Consider the following 16028-nt stretch of genomic DNA (forward strand, 5'->3'; position numbering starts at 1 on the left):
CACCTACATGTCTGAGCGCGGCAAAAAGGATCGTCCGTGGCTGATGCGGACCTACGCCGGGCACTCCACCGCCGAGGCGTCCAACGAGCTGTACCGGCGTAACCTCGCCAAGGGCCAGACCGGTCTGTCGGTCGCGTTCGACCTGCCGACCCAGACCGGTTACGACCCCGACCACATCCTCGCCCGCGGCGAGGTCGGCCGGGTCGGGGTCCCCGTCTCCCATCTGGGGGACATGCGGCGGCTGTTCAAGGACATCCCGCTGGAGCAGATGAACACCTCCATGACCATCAACGCCACCGCCATGTGGCTGCTGGCCATGTACCAGGTGGTGGCGGAGGAGCAGGGGCTCGGCAAGGAGGCCATCCGCGGGCTCCAGGGGACGACGCAGAACGACATCGTCAAGGAGTACCTCTCCCGCGGGACGCATGTCTTCCCGCCGGTCCCCTCGCTCCGGCTGACCACCGACATGATCGCGTACACGGTGGCCAACGTGCCCAAGTGGAACCCGATCAACATCTGCAGCTACCACCTCCAGGAGGCCGGGGCGACCCCGGTGCAGGAGATCGCGTACGCGATGAGCACGGCCATCGCCGTCCTCGACGCCGTACGCGACGCCGGGCAGGTGCCGCCCGAGCAGTTCGGCGATGTGGTCGCCCGCATCTCGTTCTTCGTGAACGCGGGCGTCCGCTTCATCGAGGAGATGTGCAAGATGCGCGCCTTCGGCCGCATCTGGGACAAGGTCACCCGCGAGCGGTACGGCATCGAGAACGTCAAGCAGCGCCGCTTCCGCTACGGCGTCCAGGTCAACTCGCTCGGCCTGACCGAGGCGCAGCCGGAGAACAACGTCCAGCGCATCGTGCTGGAGATGCTCGCGGTCACCCTCTCCAAGGACGCCCGGGCCCGCGCCGTGCAGCTCCCCGCCTGGAACGAGGCCCTCGGCCTGCCCCGGCCGTGGGACCAGCAGTGGTCGCTGCGCATCCAGCAGGTCCTCGCGCACGAGAGCGACCTGCTCGAATACGAGGACATCTTCGCCGGATCGCAGGTGATCGAGGACAAGGTGGAAGCCCTCACCGCCGAGTCCCTGACCGAGATCGACCGCATCCAGGAGATGGGCGGCGCGATGGCCGCCGTCGAGTCCGGCTACCTCAAGTCCCAGCTGGTCTCCTCGCACGCCGAACGGCGGGCGCGGATCGAGGCGGGCGAGGAGAAGATCGTCGGCGTCAACTGCTACGAGACGACCGAGCCGAACCCGCTCACCGCCGATCTCGACACCGCCATCATGACCGTCGACCCGGAGAACGAGGCACGGGTGGTGGCCGCGCTGCACCGCTGGCGCGACAACCGTGACGAGGCGCGGGCGCAGGAGTCGCTGTCCGCCCTGAAGGCCGCGGCGGCCGGGACGGTCAACCTGATGGGCCCGACCCTGGAGTGCGTCCGCGCGGGCGTGACGACCGGCGAGTGGTCCTGGGCGCTGCGCGACGTGTTCGGCGAGTTCCGCGCCCCCACGGGCGTCAGCAGCGCGCCGGTCGCCGTCGCCGCCGAGCCGGGCAGCACCCTCGCCGCCGTCCGCGACAAGGCCGCCAAGACCGCCGCCGACCTCGGCAGCGGCAAGCTGCGGCTGCTGGTCGGCAAGCCCGGTCTCGACGGGCACAGCAACGGCGCCGAGCAGATCGCCGTACGGGCCAGGGACGCCGGCTTCGAGGTCGTCTACCAGGGCATCAGGCTCACCCCCGAGCAGATCGTCTCGGCGGCCATCGCCGAAGATGTCCACTGCGTCGGCCTGTCCATCCTGTCCGGCTCGCACGCCGAGCTGGTACCGGACGTGCTGGCCAGGCTGCGCGACCACGGCGTCGGTACCCCTGCCGGGCCCGGCGGCCCGGAAGGCCCGGCCATGCCGGTGATCGTCGGCGGGATCATCCCGTCCGCGGACGCCGCCGCGCTCCGCGCGGCCGGAGTCGCCGCGGTCTTCACGCCCAAGGACTTCGGCATCACCGAGATCATCGGCCGTATCGTCGATGAGATCCGCAAAGCGAACAAGCTCGCCCCGTTGGAGGCCACCGCATGAGCACGCCCGTCAACCGTCTGCGCCCGCGCCGTTCCTGCCTCGCCGTGCCCGGCAGCAACCCGCGCTTCCTGGAGAAGGCGCAGGGCCTCCCGGCCGACCAGGTCTTCCTCGACCTGGAGGACGCGTGCGCTCCGCTGGCCAAGGAAGGCGCCCGGCACACCATCGTCGACGCGCTCAACAACGGCGACTGGACCGGCAAGACCACGGTCGTACGCGTCAACGACTGGACGACGCAGTGGACCTACCGCGACGTCATCACCGTGGTCGAGGGCGCGGGCCCCAACCTCGACTGCATCATGCTGCCGAAGGTGCAGGACGCGCAGCAGGTCGTGGCGCTCGACCTGCTGCTCACCCAGATCGAGAAGACGATGGGCTTCGAGCAGGGGCGCATCGGCATCGAGGCGCAGATCGAGAACGCCAAGGGCCTGGTGAACGTCGACGCCATCGCCGCCGCCTCCCCGCGCCTTGAGACCATCATCTTCGGCCCGGCCGACTTCATGGCCTCCATCAACATGAAGTCCCTGGTGGTCGGCGAGCAGCCGCCCGGGTACCCGGCGGACGCGTACCACTACATCCTGATGCGCATCCTGATGGCGGCCCGCACCCACGACCTCCAGGCCATCGACGGCCCGTACCTCCAGATCAAGAACGTCGACGGGTACCGCGAGGTCGCCGGCCGCGCCGCCGCGCTGGGCTTCGACGGCAAGTGGGTGCTGCACCCGGGCCAGGTGGAGGCCGCCAACGAGGTGTTCTCGCCCTCGCAGGAGGACTACGACCACGCCGAGCTGATTCTCGACGCGTACGACTGGTGCACCTCCGAGGAGGGCGGCAAGAAGGGCTCGGCGATGCTCGGCGACGAGATGATCGATGAGGCCAGCCGGAAGATGGCGCTGGTGATCGCGGGCAAGGGCCGCGCCGCCGGGATGACCCGTACGTCGAAGTTCGAAGCGCCGTCCGCCTGACGGCGGCCGGCGGGTCGTTCCCGACGCCGCCTCCCCCTCCCAGGCCCCCGCGGAGGGGCCTGGTCAGCACCTCGGAGAGAGGGTTTCCCCATGCAGTTCGGCCGCACTTATGAAGAGTTCACCGTCGGCGACGTGTACAAGCACTGGCCCGGCAAGACCGTCACCGAGTATGACGACCACCTCTTCTGTCTGCTCACGATGAACCACCACCCGCTGCACATGGACGCGAACTACGCCGAGCAGACCACCGACTTCGGCAAGAACGTTGTCGTCGGCAACTACATCTACTCGCTGCTGCTGGGCATGTCCGTACCGGACGTCTCGGGCAAGGCCATCGCCAACCTGGAGATCGAGTCGCTGCGGCATGTCGCGCCGACCTTCCACGGCGACACGCTGTACGGCGAGACGACGGTGCTCGACAAGACCCCGTCGAAGTCCAAGACGGACCGCGGCATCGTCCATGTCGAGACCAAGGGTTACAAGCAGGACGGCACGCTCGTCTGCGTCTTCCGGCGCAAGGTGATGGTGCCCAATGAGGCTTACATCAAGGAGCGCGGCGGCGAACAGCCGGGCCGCCCCGAGCTGAAGGCCCCCGTCAAGAAGCAGGAGAAGTGAGATGAGCCGTCTCGCACAGACCGAGGGTCTCAGCGATGTCCAGCGGGAAATCCTCTCCACCGTAAGGGACTTTGTCGACAAGGAGATCCTGCCGGTCGCGACCGGGCTGGAACACCGCGACGAGTACCCGGCGCAGATCGTGGAGGGCCTCAAAGAACTCGGCGTCTTCGGGCTGATGATCCCGGAGGAGTACGGGGGGCTGGGTGAGTCCCTGCTCACCTACGCGCTGTGCGTGGAGGAGATCGCCCGCGGCTGGATGAGCGTGTCCGGCATCATCAACACGCATTTCATCGTGGCGTACATGCTCAAGCAGCACGGCACCCAGGAGCAGAAGGACTACTTCCTGCCCCGGATGGCCGCGGGCGAGACGCGCGGCGCGTTCTCGATGTCGGAGCCGGCGCTGGGCTCCGATGTGTCTTCGATCACGTCCAAGGGTGTGCGGGACGGCGATGACTACGTACTGACAGGCCAGAAGATGTGGCTGACGAACGGCGGCACGTCCTCGCTCGTCGCGGTGCTCTGCCGGACGGACGAGGGCCTCTCCCCCGAGGAGGCGAACGCCAAGCCGCACCGGTCGATGACGACCTTCCTGATCGAGAAGGAGCCGGGATTCGGCGAGGTCCAGCCCGGACTGACCATCCCCGGCAAGATCGACAAGATGGGCTACAAGGGTGTCGACACCACCGAGATGATCATGGACGGACTGCGCATTCCGGCCGATCGCGTGCTCGGCGGCGCCACAGGACGCGGTTTCTACCACATGATGGACGGCGTCGAGGTCGGCCGCGTCAATGTCGCCGCCCGTGGCTGCGGAGTCGCGCAGCGCGCCTTTGAGCTGGGCGTTTCCTACGCGCAGCAGCGGCATACGTTCGGCAAGCCGATCGCCCAGCATCAGGCGATTCAGTTCAAACTGGCAGAAATGGCAACCAAGGTCGAAGCCGCCCATGCGATGATGGTGAACGCGGCCCGTAAGAAGGACTCCGGGCAGCGCAACGACCTCGAAGCGGGAATGGCCAAGTACCTGGCCTCGGAATACTGCAAAGAGGTCGTGGAGGACGCCTTCCGCATCCATGGCGGCTACGGCTTCTCCAAGGAATACGAGATCGAGCGCCTCTACCGCGAGGCCCCGATGCTCCTCATTGGTGAAGGTACCGCCGAGATCCAGAAAATGATCATCGGTCGTCGCCTGTTGGAGGAGTACCGAATCCAGGGGTAATTGTCCGTTTCGGGGTGGTTTTTTCGAGAACTAGGTCACAGCCCGTCTCGGGTCTTCGGCCACCGACTGACGCTGGCGCTTGCCCAGTTGCCGCTCGCAACCGATACCATCCCCGGAAAGCCGCCGTCCCCTTTTTCGCTAAGCGGCATCCTCCGCTACGAAGGTCATTCATGCCCCACAGCTATTCCTCTGCACCTCGCGGCCGCGTACGCCTCGCGCGCGGAGCGTCGCCGTGGCTCGTCCCGACCGTTGCCACGGCGGTCGTCAGCCTGGCCTGTTCCCGCCGCTCGGGGCGTTGGGCCGCCGCTGCCGTGCCCGCCACCGCGCTCGCGGCGGGCATGCTGTGGTTCTTCCGCGACCCGGAGCGCGAGATCGCACAGGGCCGGGTCATCTCTCCCGCCGACGGCGTGGTGCAGAGCATCATGCCGTGGAAGGACGGACGCACCCGGGTCGCGATCTTCATGAGCCCGCTGAACGTCCACGTGAACCGCGCTCCACTCGCGGGCACGGTGACCTCCGTCAAGCACATTCCCGGCGGATACGTTCCCGCTTTCAACAAGGAAAGCGAGAACAACGAGCGCGTCGTCTGGCACTTCGACACCGAGCTCGGTGACATCGAGATGGTGCAGATCGCCGGCGCCGTCGCCCGACGCATCGTGCCGTACGTGCCGCAGAGCACCAAGGTCGAGCAGGGCGACCGGATCGGTCTGATCAGGTTCGGTTCGCGGGTCGACATCTACCTGCCGGAAGGTGTCGAGGTCGCGGTCGAGGTCGGCGAGACCACCACCGCGGGGGTGACCCGCCTTGACCGTGATTGATCCGGACACCCAGGCGGGCGCCTGGGTCCCCGAAGCCGACGAGAGCGCGGACGATACCGACGACATGCCGCTGTCAACGCGGCTGTCGATAGCGGACACGCTCACCCTCGGCAACGCCACCTGCGGCTTCATGGCCGTGTACTTCACGACCACCGGCGTCCTCATCCCGCATCTGACGGGCAACGAGGACGGCGGCATGGCACGGCACAGCGCCGCCACCGCGGTCATGCTCATGCTGCTCGCCTCGGTCTTCGACCTCTTCGACGGGCTCGTGGCACGCAAGCTGCGCAGCTCGGCGATGGGCGCGGAGCTGGACAACCTCTCCGACCTCATCAGCTTCGGCCTCGCGCCCGCCTACTTCGTCGTGGTGTGGGGAATGGTCGCCGACGACGCGCATCAGCGGGTTTCGGCGGTGGCGGCGATCGTGGTGCTCCTGGCGGTGGTCCTGAGACTCGCGAGATTCTCGTGCGTGACACTGCGGGACGGCGTCTTCCAGGGCATGCCAAGCCCCTTCGGGGCGCTGACCGTGATCTCCGTGGTCCTGCTTGAGCTGCCGTTCATCCCGACACTGATGGCCATCGTGGGCGTCGCCTGGCTGATGGTGAGCCGCGTGGAATACCCGAAGCCGCGCGGGCGCCTCGCGCTCGCCATGCTGGGCTGGATCGTCCTGAGCATGGGCCTGCTGGGCGCATGGGCCTTCGAGGCCCCCGGCGGCGAGCTGCTGCTCCAGACCGGCTGCGCGCTCCAGGTGGTGCTCGGGGCGGTCATTCCGCTCTTCGCGACGGCCCGCAGGGTCAACACCTTCCGCGACAACCGGCGCGAGGCACGGGCGACGCAGTTGCCCTGACCTTCCGCCGCGATCACCCGCTTCACGCCGCAGGGCCCGAGCTCACCGCTCGGGCCCTGCAGCGTGAGGGCACGCGCCCGTCATTTCCCAGCCCGTCCGGCGCGTGAGGACACCCGTAGCCCGACGGCAGCTCATTCCAAGCCCGTCCGGCGCTTGACGACAGCCTGAAACGAAGCTTGCCCGGCGCTTGAGGACACCCCCAGCCCAACCAAGCCCGTCCGGCGCTTGAGAACAAGGGTCAGCCCAAAACAAGCCCGTCCGGCGCTTGAGGGCACCCGTAGCCCGACCAAGCCCGTCCGGCGCTTGAGGGCAGCATCAGCCCACATCGAGCCCCTCCGGCGATCGAGGAGCCGCCGGAGGCCGGGACGGCATCCCGCCCCCGCCCCCGCCTCCACGCCCCCCGCCCTGGCTCAGCCCCGGGCCCCGGCCCCCCGGCCCGGGAAAACGGGGCCTGACCCGACAGGGGTCAGCTCAGAAAGTCCTCAGCGATGCGCCCAGCCACCCGCTCAAGAAGCGGCCCCGCCTCCGCCATACAGCGCGCCGGATCGGGCTCCAGCTCGGTGAGAGCGTACGCACGGCGAATCCCCGCCCGCCCCAGGACGCCCGACGACAGCGCCAGCCGTCCGCAGACGGCGACCACCTCGACGCCCTCCGCCCTGGCCGCCGCGGCCACGCCCGCCGGAGCCTTCCCGTGCAGGGTCTGCTCGTCCAGGGAGCCCTCTCCGGTGATCACCAGGTCCGCGCGCGCCAGCGCGGGCGCGAAGCCCAGGACGTCGAGCATGACGTCGATGCCGGGGCGGAAGTCCGCACCGAGCGCCACCAGCGCCCCGTAGCCGATGCCACCGGCGGCGCCCGCGCCGGGCGCGAGGGCGAGCTCGGCGGCGCGCGGCCCCACGGCCTGCTCCAGGACGCCCGCGTAGTGCGCGAGGGCCGCGTCCAGCGCCGCCACGTCCGCCTCGTCGGCGCCCTTCTGCGGGCCGTAGACCGCCGGGGCGCCCTTGGGCCCGGTCAGCGGGTTGTCGACATCGCTGGCGAGCGTGATGACGGTGTCGGTGAGCCGCGCGTCGAGCTCCGTAAGGTCCGCGCTGGCGAGTCCGCGCAGCGGCCCGCCGCCGGATGGGACCCGCTGCCCCGCCGCGTCCAGGAAGCGGGCGCCGAGCGCGGCGAGCATCCCGGCGCCGCCGTCGGTCGTGGCGCTGCCGCCGACCCCGAAGACGATCGTGCGGGCGCCCGCGTCGAGGGCCGCGCGCAGCAGCTCGCCGGTGCCGTACGTGGTGGCCGTGAGCGGCGCGAAGACGCCCTCGGGCAGGTGCCGCAGCCCCGACGCCTCGGCCATCTCCACCACGGCGGTCGTCCCGCGCAGCGCGTACGAGGCGGTGACGGGGTCGCCGAGCGGCCCCGTCACGCGCGCCTCACGGCGCTCGAACCCGGCCTCGACGGCGGCGTCGACCGTGCCGTCGCCGCCGTCGGCGACCGGCACCGACTCCACGCGCACGCCGGGCGCCGCCGCGCGGAGGCCCGCCATCACGTGCTCGGCGACCTGGGCGGCCGTCAGCGAGCCCTTGAACTTGTCAGCGGCGACCAGCACGCTGCGGATCGCGCTCCCGCCCGTACGGACGGGAGCGCGCGCGGCCGTGCGCTCCTCGACGCCAGCCGTCCCCACCGCCGCCCGCTCCCGGCCGTCCGGGCCGTTCCCCTTCGCTGCCGCCGGCTCCGTCGCCGTCTTCGTCCTCGCGGCGTCCGCCATCATGCTTCCCCTTGCTCTCCGGGCCTTGCTTTCGCACAGGCAGTCGCGCCGCTGCGACCCTATCCGCAGGGTGGCGGCGCTGCCCATGGGCCACAGTCGCCGGGACACGGCGCGGCTAGCCGACAAAGCGCAGTTTTCCGCACCATAGTGGGGCGTCATGAGTACCCCGCCCGCCGAGCAGACCGACCCGACGCCCGAGTCCCCTTCTCCCGCGCTCACCGCTCATGACCCGCCGCCTGACAGCGCGGTCGTCACCATCGGAGTGCTCGTCGTGCTCGCGGCCGTGGGGTGGGCGGCGCTCGGCAAGGACTCCTTCGCCGACGCCTCGGACTCGGCTCTGGCCTGGGTGCTCGGCAACTTCGGCTGGCTGTTCGTGGTCGCCGCCGACGTGTTCCTGGTCCTGTGCCTGTTCATCGCCGCCAGCCGGTTCGGCCAGATCAGGCTCGGCCAGGACGACGCGGAGCCTGAGTTCGGCAACCTCGCGTGGATCGCGATGATGTTCAGCGCCGGGATGGGCATCGGCCTGATGTTCTACGGGGTGGGCGAGCCGCTGCAGCACTACGTCTCCCCGCCCCCTTCGAGCGGCGACCCGGCGGGCAGCGGCGGCGCCGCCCGCACCGCGCTGGAGTACTCGTTCTTCCACTGGACGCTGCACCCGTGGGCCATCTACGGCATCGCCGGGCTCGCCCTCGCCTACGCCGTCTTCCGCAAGGGCCGGGGCAACCGCCTCAGCTCCGCCTTCGTGCCGCTCATCGGCGAACGCCGCGCCGACGCCTGGCAGGGCCAGGTGATCGACCTGCTCGCCGTGTTCGCGACGGTCTTCGGCACCGCCACAAGCCTCGGCCTGGGCGCGCTCCAGGTCGCCGAGGGCCTGCGGATCACCACGGAGCTGGACAACTCCAAGACCCTCCAGCTGGTGATCATCGTGTCACTGTCCGCCGCCTTCGTGGTCTCCGCCTTCTCCGGGCTGCACAAGGGCGTCAAGTGGCTGAGCACCCTCAACATCGTGCTGGCGGCGGCGCTGATGCTGTTCGTGTTCGTCGTCGGGCCGACCGTGTACGTGCTGGACAGCATCCCGGCGAGCCTCGGCGGCTACCTCGACGACCTGCTGCCGATGGCGTCGAGCACGGGCGCCTTCACCGACCAGGACTGGCTGGGCACCTGGACCATCTTCTACTGGGCGTGGTGGCTGTCCTGGGCGCCGTTCGTGGGCACCTTCATCGCCCGCATCTCCCGGGGGCGGACGATCAGGGAATTCCTCATCGGGGTGCTGCTGGTGCCCAGTGGCGCGACGACGATCTGGTTCTGCGTGCTGGGCGGCAGCGCCATCCGGCTGGACTCCACGGGCGCCGCCGACCTCGCGGGGACGGTCAAGGACGGGGCGGAGGCCTCGATGTTCGGCATGCTGGACGCCCTGCCGCTGGGGACGGTCACCTCGTGGCTGGCGATGGCGCTGGTCATGACGTACTTCATCACCAGCGCCGACTCCGCCTCCCTCGTCATGGGCTCGCTGACCAGCCGTGGGTCGCTGCACCCCCGCACCTGGCTGGTCGTCTCCTGGGGCATCCTGATGGCCGCGGTCGCCGCCGTGCTGCTGGTCGCCGGCGGCCTCGACGCCCTGAAGACGGCGACGATCCTGGTCGCGCTGCCCTTCGCGCTGGTGATGCTGACCCTGTGCTGGTCGCTGCTGCGTGAGCTGCGGGAGGACCCGGGCGCGGGCCCGGCCAGGCAGCACGCGCTGCACGGCCTGCGGGACGCCGTACGGGCCATGGTCGGGGACGCCCTCACCGAGCGGACCGGCACCCGCCATCCCCGGCTGCGCCGGGTCGCCGAGGCGCGCAAGGACGGCGACCGGGAAGGCCCGGGCACGCCGGACTCCTGAGAAGCAGGCGTCACTCCTGAGAACCAGGCGTCCGGCGCGGCAGCCGTGCGGCTTTTCGGAGCCTTTGAGAGCTGGAGCCTTCGCGGACCAGAGCCTTTCAGAACAGCCGCTCCTCCTGCCCGCCCCCCGCGGGCGCGCGCCGCTCGAAGGCTCCGTCAGCGCAGCCGATCAGTCCCCGCTCGAAGTCGAGGAGGTCCCGCTTGCGGCTGAGCCCGCCGCCGTAGCCGGTCAGGCTGCCGGAGGCGCCGATGACGCGGTGGCACGGCACGATGATGCCGGCCGGGTTCTTCCCGTTGGCCAGGCCCACGGCGCGGGCGGCGGTCGGCTGGCCGAGGCGGTCGGCCAGCTGCCCGTAGGAGAGGGTCTCGCCGTACGGGATGGCGCACAGCTCCTGCCAGACGCGGCGCTGGAACGGCGTGCCGGACAGCTGGAGTGGCAGGTCGAAGTCGGTCCGGTCGCCGGTGAAGTACTCGGTCAGCTGCCTGACGGCTTCGGCGAAGGGGGTCTCGTCCCGGTCGCCGAACGTCTCCTGGGGCGGGCGGTGCCGCTGGTTGGTCATGTAGACACCGGAGAGTGCCTCGTCGGTGGCGACCAGGGTGAGGGGGCCGCAAGGGCTGTCGATCACGGTGTGTACGCGTACGGGCATGGCGGTTCTCCTGGTGGGCGGCGGCCGGCGAGGCGTGCGGGACTGGTCAGGCGGGCAGCAGGTTGATGGGGTGGTCGTCGGTGGCCCACAGGTACTGCACCGCGTAGGCGCGCCACGGCCGCCAGCGCGCGCTGTGCCGGGTGAGCGCCCCCGGGGTCGCAGGCAGCCCGAGTCCCGCGGCGGCGCGGCGGACTCCGAGGTCGGTGGGGAGGAAGGCGTCCGGGTCGCCGAGCGCGCGCATCGCGATGGCCTCCACGGTCCACGGCCCGACCCCGGGCAGGGCGGTCAGCTGGGCGCGGGCCCGCTCCCAGTCGCTGCCCGCCCCGAGGGCGATGCCGCCCCCGGCGAGCGCGGCGATCAGCCCGCCCAGGGTGACGCGCCGGGTGCGGGGCATGGCGAGCGCCTCCGGGTCGTGACCGGCGAGCGCGGCCGTGCCGGGGAAGAGATGGGTGAGGCCGCCGCCGGGATCGTCGACCGGTTCGCCGTGGGCGAGGACGAGCCGTCCCGCGTGGGTGCGGGCGGCGGCGGTGGACACCTGCTGGCCGAGGACGGCCCGTACGGCGAACTCCTCGGCGTCCACCGTGCGCGGCACCCGGCGGCCGGGCGCCTTGCGCACCAGCGGCGCCAGGTCCTCGTCGGCGGACAGGAGCTCGTCGATGGCGACCGGGTCGGCGTCGAGGTCCAGCATGCGGCGGCACCGGCTGATCGCCCCCGCCAGGTCGCGCAGGTCGGTGAGGGAGAGCCGGCAGTCGATGTGGTCGGGCCTGGGGCTGAGGGTGACGATGCCGTGCCCGTACGGGAGGGCGAGGGTGCGCCGGTACGCGCCGTCGCGCCACTCCTCCACGCCGGGGACGGCGGTCGCGGCGAGGTGCCCGAAGAGGTTGTCCGGACACAGGGGCGCGCGGAACGGGAGCCGGAGGCTGAGCACGCCGGGGGCGGCGCAGGGGTCGCCGTGCCGGGTGCGGCCGCGCAGCTCGGTCGGGGACAGCGCGAAGACCTCGCGTACGGTCTCGTTGAAGGTGCGGATGCTGGCGAATCCGGCGGCGAAAGCGACATCGGCCATGGGGAGTTCGCTGGTCTCGATGAGCAGTCTGGCGGTCTGCGCGCGCTGGGCGCGGGCCAGGGCGAGCGGCCCGGCGCCCAGTTCGGCCAGGAGCTGCCGCTCCACCTGGCGGGTGCTGTAGCCGAGGTGGGCGGCGAGGCCGGGCACACCCTCGCGGTCCACGACCCCGTCCGCGATGAGCCGCATGGCCCGGGCCACGAGGTCGGCGCGCTCGTTCCACTGCGGCGACCCGGGGCTGGCGTCGGGGCGGCAGCGTTTGCAGGCGCGGAATCCGGCCTGCTGGGCGGCGGCCGCGCTGGGGTAGAAGGACATGTTCTCGACCTTGGGCGGCACCACGGGGCAGCTGGGGCGGCAGTAGATGCGGGTGGTCAGGACGGCGGTGAAGAACCAGCCGTCGAAGCGGGCGTCCTTGGAGTGGACCGCTCGTACGCACCGGTCGAAGTGGGTGTGCATGGACCCAGCATCGCCGCTGACCGGCCCTGCGGCTCGCGAGAATCCGACATGGCCCTCCGGGCACGGGGAGGAACCTGAGCGGCGGCGGCATGACGAAGGGGCCCGCGCGCGACTGGCTGATCGCGCGCGGGCCCCCACGCCCGGTAGCGGCTGGTTACTTCTTGAAGCCGTAGTCCATGAGCTTCTTCGCGTCCGCCGTGCGGTTGGCCGACGAGGAGGAGGTCAGGACCGTACCGATGACCGTCTTGCCGTTCCGGGTGGCGGCGAAGACCAGGCAGTACTTGGCCTCCGGACCCGAGCCGGTCTTGACACCGATGGTGCCCGAGTAGCTGCCGAGCAGGTTGTTGCTGTTGCTCCACGACATGTAGCGGTAGCCACCGCTCTTCGTCGTGACCTTCTGCTTGGTCGACTTCGTCTTCACGACCGTACGGAAGGTGGAGTACTTCATCGCGCTGCTGGCGAGCTTCGTCAGGTCACGCGGCGTCGAGTAGTTCGCGCCGTTCCCGATGCCGTCGAACGAGTCGAAGTGCGTGTTCTTCAGCTTCAGGTCCTTGGCGGTGGCGTTCATCTTGCCGATGAACGACTTCACGCGCGCGGCCCGGGTGGAGCCGTGGCCGAACTTGTCAGCCAGCGCGTACGCCGCGTCGCAGCCGGACGGGAGCATCAGCCCGTACAGCAGCTGGCGCACGGTGACCTTGTCGCCGACGATCAGCCGGGCCGACGAGGCGGTGTTCTTGACGATGTAGTCGCTGTACGCCTTCTGAACCGTCACCTTGGAATTCAGGTTGAGGTTCTTCTGCGCGAGCACCACCCGGGCCGTCATGATCTTGGTGGTGGACCCGGTGGAACGACGGGTGTCTGCGGCCTTGGTGAAGAGGGTCTTCCCCGTGCCGTTGTTCATCACGAAGCCGCCCTTGGCGACGATCGAAGGCGTCTTCGGCGTGGCGGCCTGCGCCGGAGCGGTGAACGCCCCGGCCGCCAGGACGGCTCCCGCGGTGACGGCCACCGCGGACACGCCATGAATGCCCTTAATCCCGTTTTTCAAGACAAATACTCCCAATAACCCTGGCGTGCGGACACATAGCAATGCCGCTTGCCCGTAAGACGCATGAGACGGCCCAATGGATGTACGCGCGGCGGCAGCTTTTTCAGGTTCCGGCATCCTCGTCCCCGCCGACCGCGCCTCCGCGACCCGGGCCGCATCGGTTCACGCATCGTCAGAAATGCTCCCAGGCCGCCCCGTCGGCGCCTCACGCGCGGCTGGTGAACCGTGGTCATCAGGCCAAACCGGGAGACCGGTGCCGGTGAGGTCGGCATCATAGGAGGGTGACGCGCTATGCCGAGAGCCCGACGAGCCCTGACCGTTCCGGATACCCCGCCGCGCGTCGTCGCCAGGACCCTGCCGTACGCCCCGGCGCGGGCGCTCGCGCGTGGCGGCCCGCGCGCGTGGTGTGAGCATGGGATGGCTCCACACTCCCGTGGCACAGGAGCGGCCCGCCCTGGTGTCGGTGCTGAGCCGCGCCGACCGGCGGTCCGTCGGCTCCGGCGTGCTGCTGCCGGAACACCGCTTCGTGACGTGCGCCCATGTCGTCAACACCGCACGCGCCGAGGCCCAGGCGACGACGGCGCACCCGGGTACGGAGCCGTTCCCGGTCCGGGTCCATGGCCCTGACGGAGCCCATGAGCGCCTGGCACGGCTGCTGGTGTGGATACCGCCCGGCGCCGCGTGCGGGACCGGAGCGCCGGACTGGGACGGCGACCTGGCCGTGCTGGAACTGACCGAGGGGCTGCCCGGCGAGGTGTCCCCGCCGAGGTGGCGGGCGATGGCCGCGGGGCAGTCCGTGCACGCCTGGCACTGCGGCGGGCACCGGGCCACTCTCGCCAGGGTGCGGGTGGCCTCGTGTGACGACCGCGTCGGTTACGTCGACGGTGAGTCCATGACCGGGGCCGACATCGACGGCGGCTACAGCGGCGGCCCCCTGTGGTCGGCTCGCGAGGGCGCCGTGGTCGGCCTTGTCGCGGGGGCGCTGGGCCCGCCGTGCCACCCGGCGACCGGCCTGCCCCTCGCGTACTCCCCGCACCACGTCGCCCGCCGGGGCTGGGGCATCCCCTGGCAGCGCGTTCAAGCCGATCTCGACCGGGTGGGCGCCGGGCGGTTGCTGACCGGCGTGGACGGACACGAAGGCCCCGGCGCCGGACGCCGCACGCTGGACGACCCGGCCCACAGAGAACTCTCCAAGGCCGTCGCGCGGGCCTTGCCGGACCCGGACCGGCGCGGCGACTACGCGCGTACGGTCCTCACCCGCTGCGGACGCGCCCGGCAAGCCCAGCGGGCGGAGGACGTGGTTCCCTCCCCCGACGACGTCACCGAGCTGCTGCTCACCGAGGAGCGCGCGCTCGCCGCGCTCACCGAGCTGCTGTCCCCGGTGGACCCGGGCGCCGTGGCCGAACTCCTCGCCAAGGGGCGGCTGTCGCGCGTGCCCCGGCTGCTCACGCCGGATGAACTGGAGGACGTGTGCGCGGCGCTGACGCGGCTGACCCCTCAGACGCTGGCCTGGCTGCCGTCCGCGGCCCGGGCCGCGCTGCCGATGGCCGGGGTACCACTGGCGCCCAAGGGCGACGCCGCACTGGGCGACCGCACGGCACCCGACAGCCCGGCCGGGATCAGCGCCCTGGTCAGGCACCTGGAGGAACTGCCCGGCGACAGCCACCCGGTGCCCGGCGGCACGTCGGCCGTCCCCGGGCTGCTGCGCGTCGTGGAGTACCTGGCCGCCGTCTGCCCGGCGGAGCGGCAGGCCGAGCTGCGCGGGTGGTGCGAGACGGTCGCGGGCAGGCTCGGCATCCACGAGTCGGCGCTCAAGGAACGCCGGGCGGACGCCCACCAGTGGGCCCGGCAACAGCTCACCTCGCCGCCACCGCCGCGCGTGCTGGTGTCGCTCGCCGCACACCGGGGCGGCGACGGCGGCGAACGGTACCTGATGCGGATGTGGTGCGACGAGGGCGAGGGGCCGCGGCAGGTCTCCGAGGACGCCGAACGGCCGCGAGACGCGGTGGAGGCGGCCGACGAGATCCTGGCCGTACTGGGGCCGCTGCACCGGTCGCGCCCGGGGCGCTGCCGCCCCGTCATCGAGATCCTCGTCAGCCGCGACGCGCTGGACCTCCCCGTGGACGAGTGGGAGTGCCCCGGCCCCGCCGGGCTGCTGCGCGGCGTCCTGGGCGCCGAGTACCCGCTCGTCGTCAACTGCCCCGAGCTCGTGCACAGGGACTCGCGGTACGCGGCGGCGTGGCAGCACCGCTGGGAGCGGCTGGACGGCGGGGAGACCGTGCGCGTGGACCGCTCCACGGGGGGCACGACGGAGGTGTACGGGCTGCTGCTGGCCCAGCCGGACGCGGCCCGGGTCGCCCTGGAGGACGTGCCGTCGCCGCTCCGTACCGAGATCGTGCAGGTGTGCCTGGCGATGGGCGTACCGGTGGTGCTGTGGTACCGGGACGAACAGCCGGTCCCGGCGGACGCGAGGCGGGAGCTTGAGGCCCCGGTGCGCCAGCTGCCCGAGCGGGTGCGCGTGTACCGCGCGCAGACACTCCGTCAGCCCACGACGTTCGCGGGCCGCCCCGTTCTGGCGTGGGCGGACGCCGACCGCCCGCCACCGCGCCTGGAACTGGCCGACCCGACCAGGCCGGTGTGATGCCCGTGAGCGAGGTACGAAAGGTCCC

The 16028-nt window shown here is 71.1% G+C and carries 12 protein-coding genes; 8 read left to right on the forward strand and 4 right to left on the reverse strand.

Annotated elements, in window-relative coordinates; genetic code table 11:
• The first annotated feature begins 7 nt into the window (after positions 1-7).
• The 6 genes from AC5P1B_RS05535 to pssA all read left to right on the forward strand — a co-directional run bounded on the left by AC5P1B_RS05535 (position 8) and on the right by pssA (position 6523).
• Entirely contained in the window at positions 8-2065 is a 2058-nt protein-coding gene (locus AC5P1B_RS05535) for a methylmalonyl-CoA mutase family protein (protein WP_493885187.1), read from the forward strand.
• Positions 2062-3027 carry an HpcH/HpaI aldolase/citrate lyase family protein gene (locus AC5P1B_RS05540; RefSeq protein WP_493885189.1) on the forward strand — a complete coding sequence of 322 codons (966 nt, stop codon included), beginning with the start codon at positions 2062-2064 and terminating at the stop codon, positions 3025-3027. Before AC5P1B_RS05535 ends, AC5P1B_RS05540 begins: the two co-directional genes overlap by 4 nt.
• A gap of 90 nt (positions 3028-3117) precedes the next feature.
• Entirely contained in the window at positions 3118-3642 is a 525-nt protein-coding gene (locus AC5P1B_RS05545) for a MaoC family dehydratase (protein WP_493885190.1), read from the forward strand.
• 1 nt (position 3643) lies between these two features.
• Positions 3644-4858 (forward strand): acyl-CoA dehydrogenase family protein, encoded by a 1215-nt coding sequence (locus AC5P1B_RS05550; protein ID WP_493885191.1) that lies wholly within the window; start codon positions 3644-3646, stop codon positions 4856-4858.
• 170 nt (positions 4859-5028) lie between these two features.
• On the forward strand, positions 5029-5676 hold the full coding sequence (locus tag AC5P1B_RS05555) for a phosphatidylserine decarboxylase (protein ID WP_493885193.1): 648 nt from the start codon (positions 5029-5031) through the stop codon (positions 5674-5676).
• Complete coding sequence (gene pssA, locus AC5P1B_RS05560; protein ID WP_493885195.1) at positions 5663-6523, forward strand: CDP-diacylglycerol--serine O-phosphatidyltransferase; 861 nt, start codon at positions 5663-5665, stop codon at positions 6521-6523. Before AC5P1B_RS05555 ends, pssA begins: the two co-directional genes overlap by 14 nt.
• 466 nt (positions 6524-6989) lie before the next feature.
• Here pssA and AC5P1B_RS05565 read toward each other — a convergent pair whose 3' ends face one another.
• Complete coding sequence (locus AC5P1B_RS05565; protein ID WP_493885440.1) at positions 6990-8111, reverse strand: glycerate kinase; 1122 nt, start codon at positions 8109-8111, stop codon at positions 6990-6992.
• A gap of 316 nt (positions 8112-8427) precedes the next feature.
• Between AC5P1B_RS05565 and AC5P1B_RS05570 the strand changes: the two genes are divergently transcribed.
• Positions 8428-10152 (forward strand): BCCT family transporter, encoded by a 1725-nt coding sequence (locus AC5P1B_RS05570; RefSeq protein ID WP_493885197.1) that lies wholly within the window; start codon positions 8428-8430, stop codon positions 10150-10152.
• A 97-nt stretch (positions 10153-10249) separates the two neighbouring features.
• On the opposite strand, the gene AC5P1B_RS05575 is transcribed toward AC5P1B_RS05570, so the two are convergent.
• From AC5P1B_RS05575 to AC5P1B_RS05585, 3 genes are all read right to left on the reverse strand, one after another.
• Positions 10250-10798 carry a methylated-DNA--[protein]-cysteine S-methyltransferase gene (locus AC5P1B_RS05575; RefSeq protein ID WP_493885199.1) on the reverse strand — a complete coding sequence of 183 codons (549 nt, stop codon included), beginning with the start codon at positions 10796-10798 and terminating at the stop codon, positions 10250-10252.
• A gap of 46 nt (positions 10799-10844) precedes the next feature.
• Positions 10845-12314 (reverse strand): AlkA N-terminal domain-containing protein, encoded by a 1470-nt coding sequence (locus tag AC5P1B_RS05580; RefSeq protein WP_493885201.1) that lies wholly within the window; start codon positions 12312-12314, stop codon positions 10845-10847.
• Positions 12315-12468: 154 nt separating this feature from the next.
• Positions 12469-13359: a D-alanyl-D-alanine carboxypeptidase family protein gene (locus AC5P1B_RS05585; RefSeq protein WP_493885202.1), complete on the reverse strand. Its 891-nt coding sequence runs from the start codon at positions 13357-13359 to the stop codon at positions 12469-12471.
• 412 nt (positions 13360-13771) lie between these two features.
• Between AC5P1B_RS05585 and AC5P1B_RS05590 the strand changes: the two genes are divergently transcribed.
• Entirely contained in the window at positions 13772-16000 is a 2229-nt protein-coding gene (locus AC5P1B_RS05590; RefSeq protein ID WP_493885204.1) for a VMAP-C domain-containing protein, read from the forward strand.
• Positions 16001-16028 lie beyond the last annotated feature (28 nt).

The organism is Streptomyces sp. A01, assembly GCF_059026195.1.

What these genes read in the sequence shown, in the direction of transcription:
- AC5P1B_RS05540 (WP_493885189.1), top strand. Translation starts at nt 2,062, where the DNA reads ATGAGCACGCCCGTCAACCGTCTGCGCCCGCGCCGTTCCTGCCTCGCC.
- AC5P1B_RS05570 (WP_493885197.1), top strand. Translation starts at nt 8,428, where the DNA reads ATGAGTACCCCGCCCGCCGAGCAGACCGACCCGACGCCCGAGTCCCCT.
- AC5P1B_RS05550 (WP_493885191.1), top strand. Translation starts at nt 3,644, where the DNA reads ATGAGCCGTCTCGCACAGACCGAGGGTCTCAGCGATGTCCAGCGGGAA.
- AC5P1B_RS05545 (WP_493885190.1), top strand. Translation starts at nt 3,118, where the DNA reads ATGCAGTTCGGCCGCACTTATGAAGAGTTCACCGTCGGCGACGTGTAC.
- AC5P1B_RS05580 (WP_493885201.1), bottom strand. Translation starts at nt 12,314, where the DNA reads ATGCACACCCACTTCGACCGGTGCGTACGAGCGGTCCACTCCAAGGAC.
- AC5P1B_RS05535 (WP_493885187.1), top strand. Translation starts at nt 8, where the DNA reads ATGTCTGAGCGCGGCAAAAAGGATCGTCCGTGGCTGATGCGGACCTAC.
- AC5P1B_RS05590 (WP_493885204.1), top strand. Translation starts at nt 13,772, where the DNA reads ATGGGATGGCTCCACACTCCCGTGGCACAGGAGCGGCCCGCCCTGGTG.
- AC5P1B_RS05575 (WP_493885199.1), bottom strand. Translation starts at nt 10,798, where the DNA reads ATGCCCGTACGCGTACACACCGTGATCGACAGCCCTTGCGGCCCCCTC.
- AC5P1B_RS05555 (WP_493885193.1), top strand. Translation starts at nt 5,029, where the DNA reads ATGCCCCACAGCTATTCCTCTGCACCTCGCGGCCGCGTACGCCTCGCG.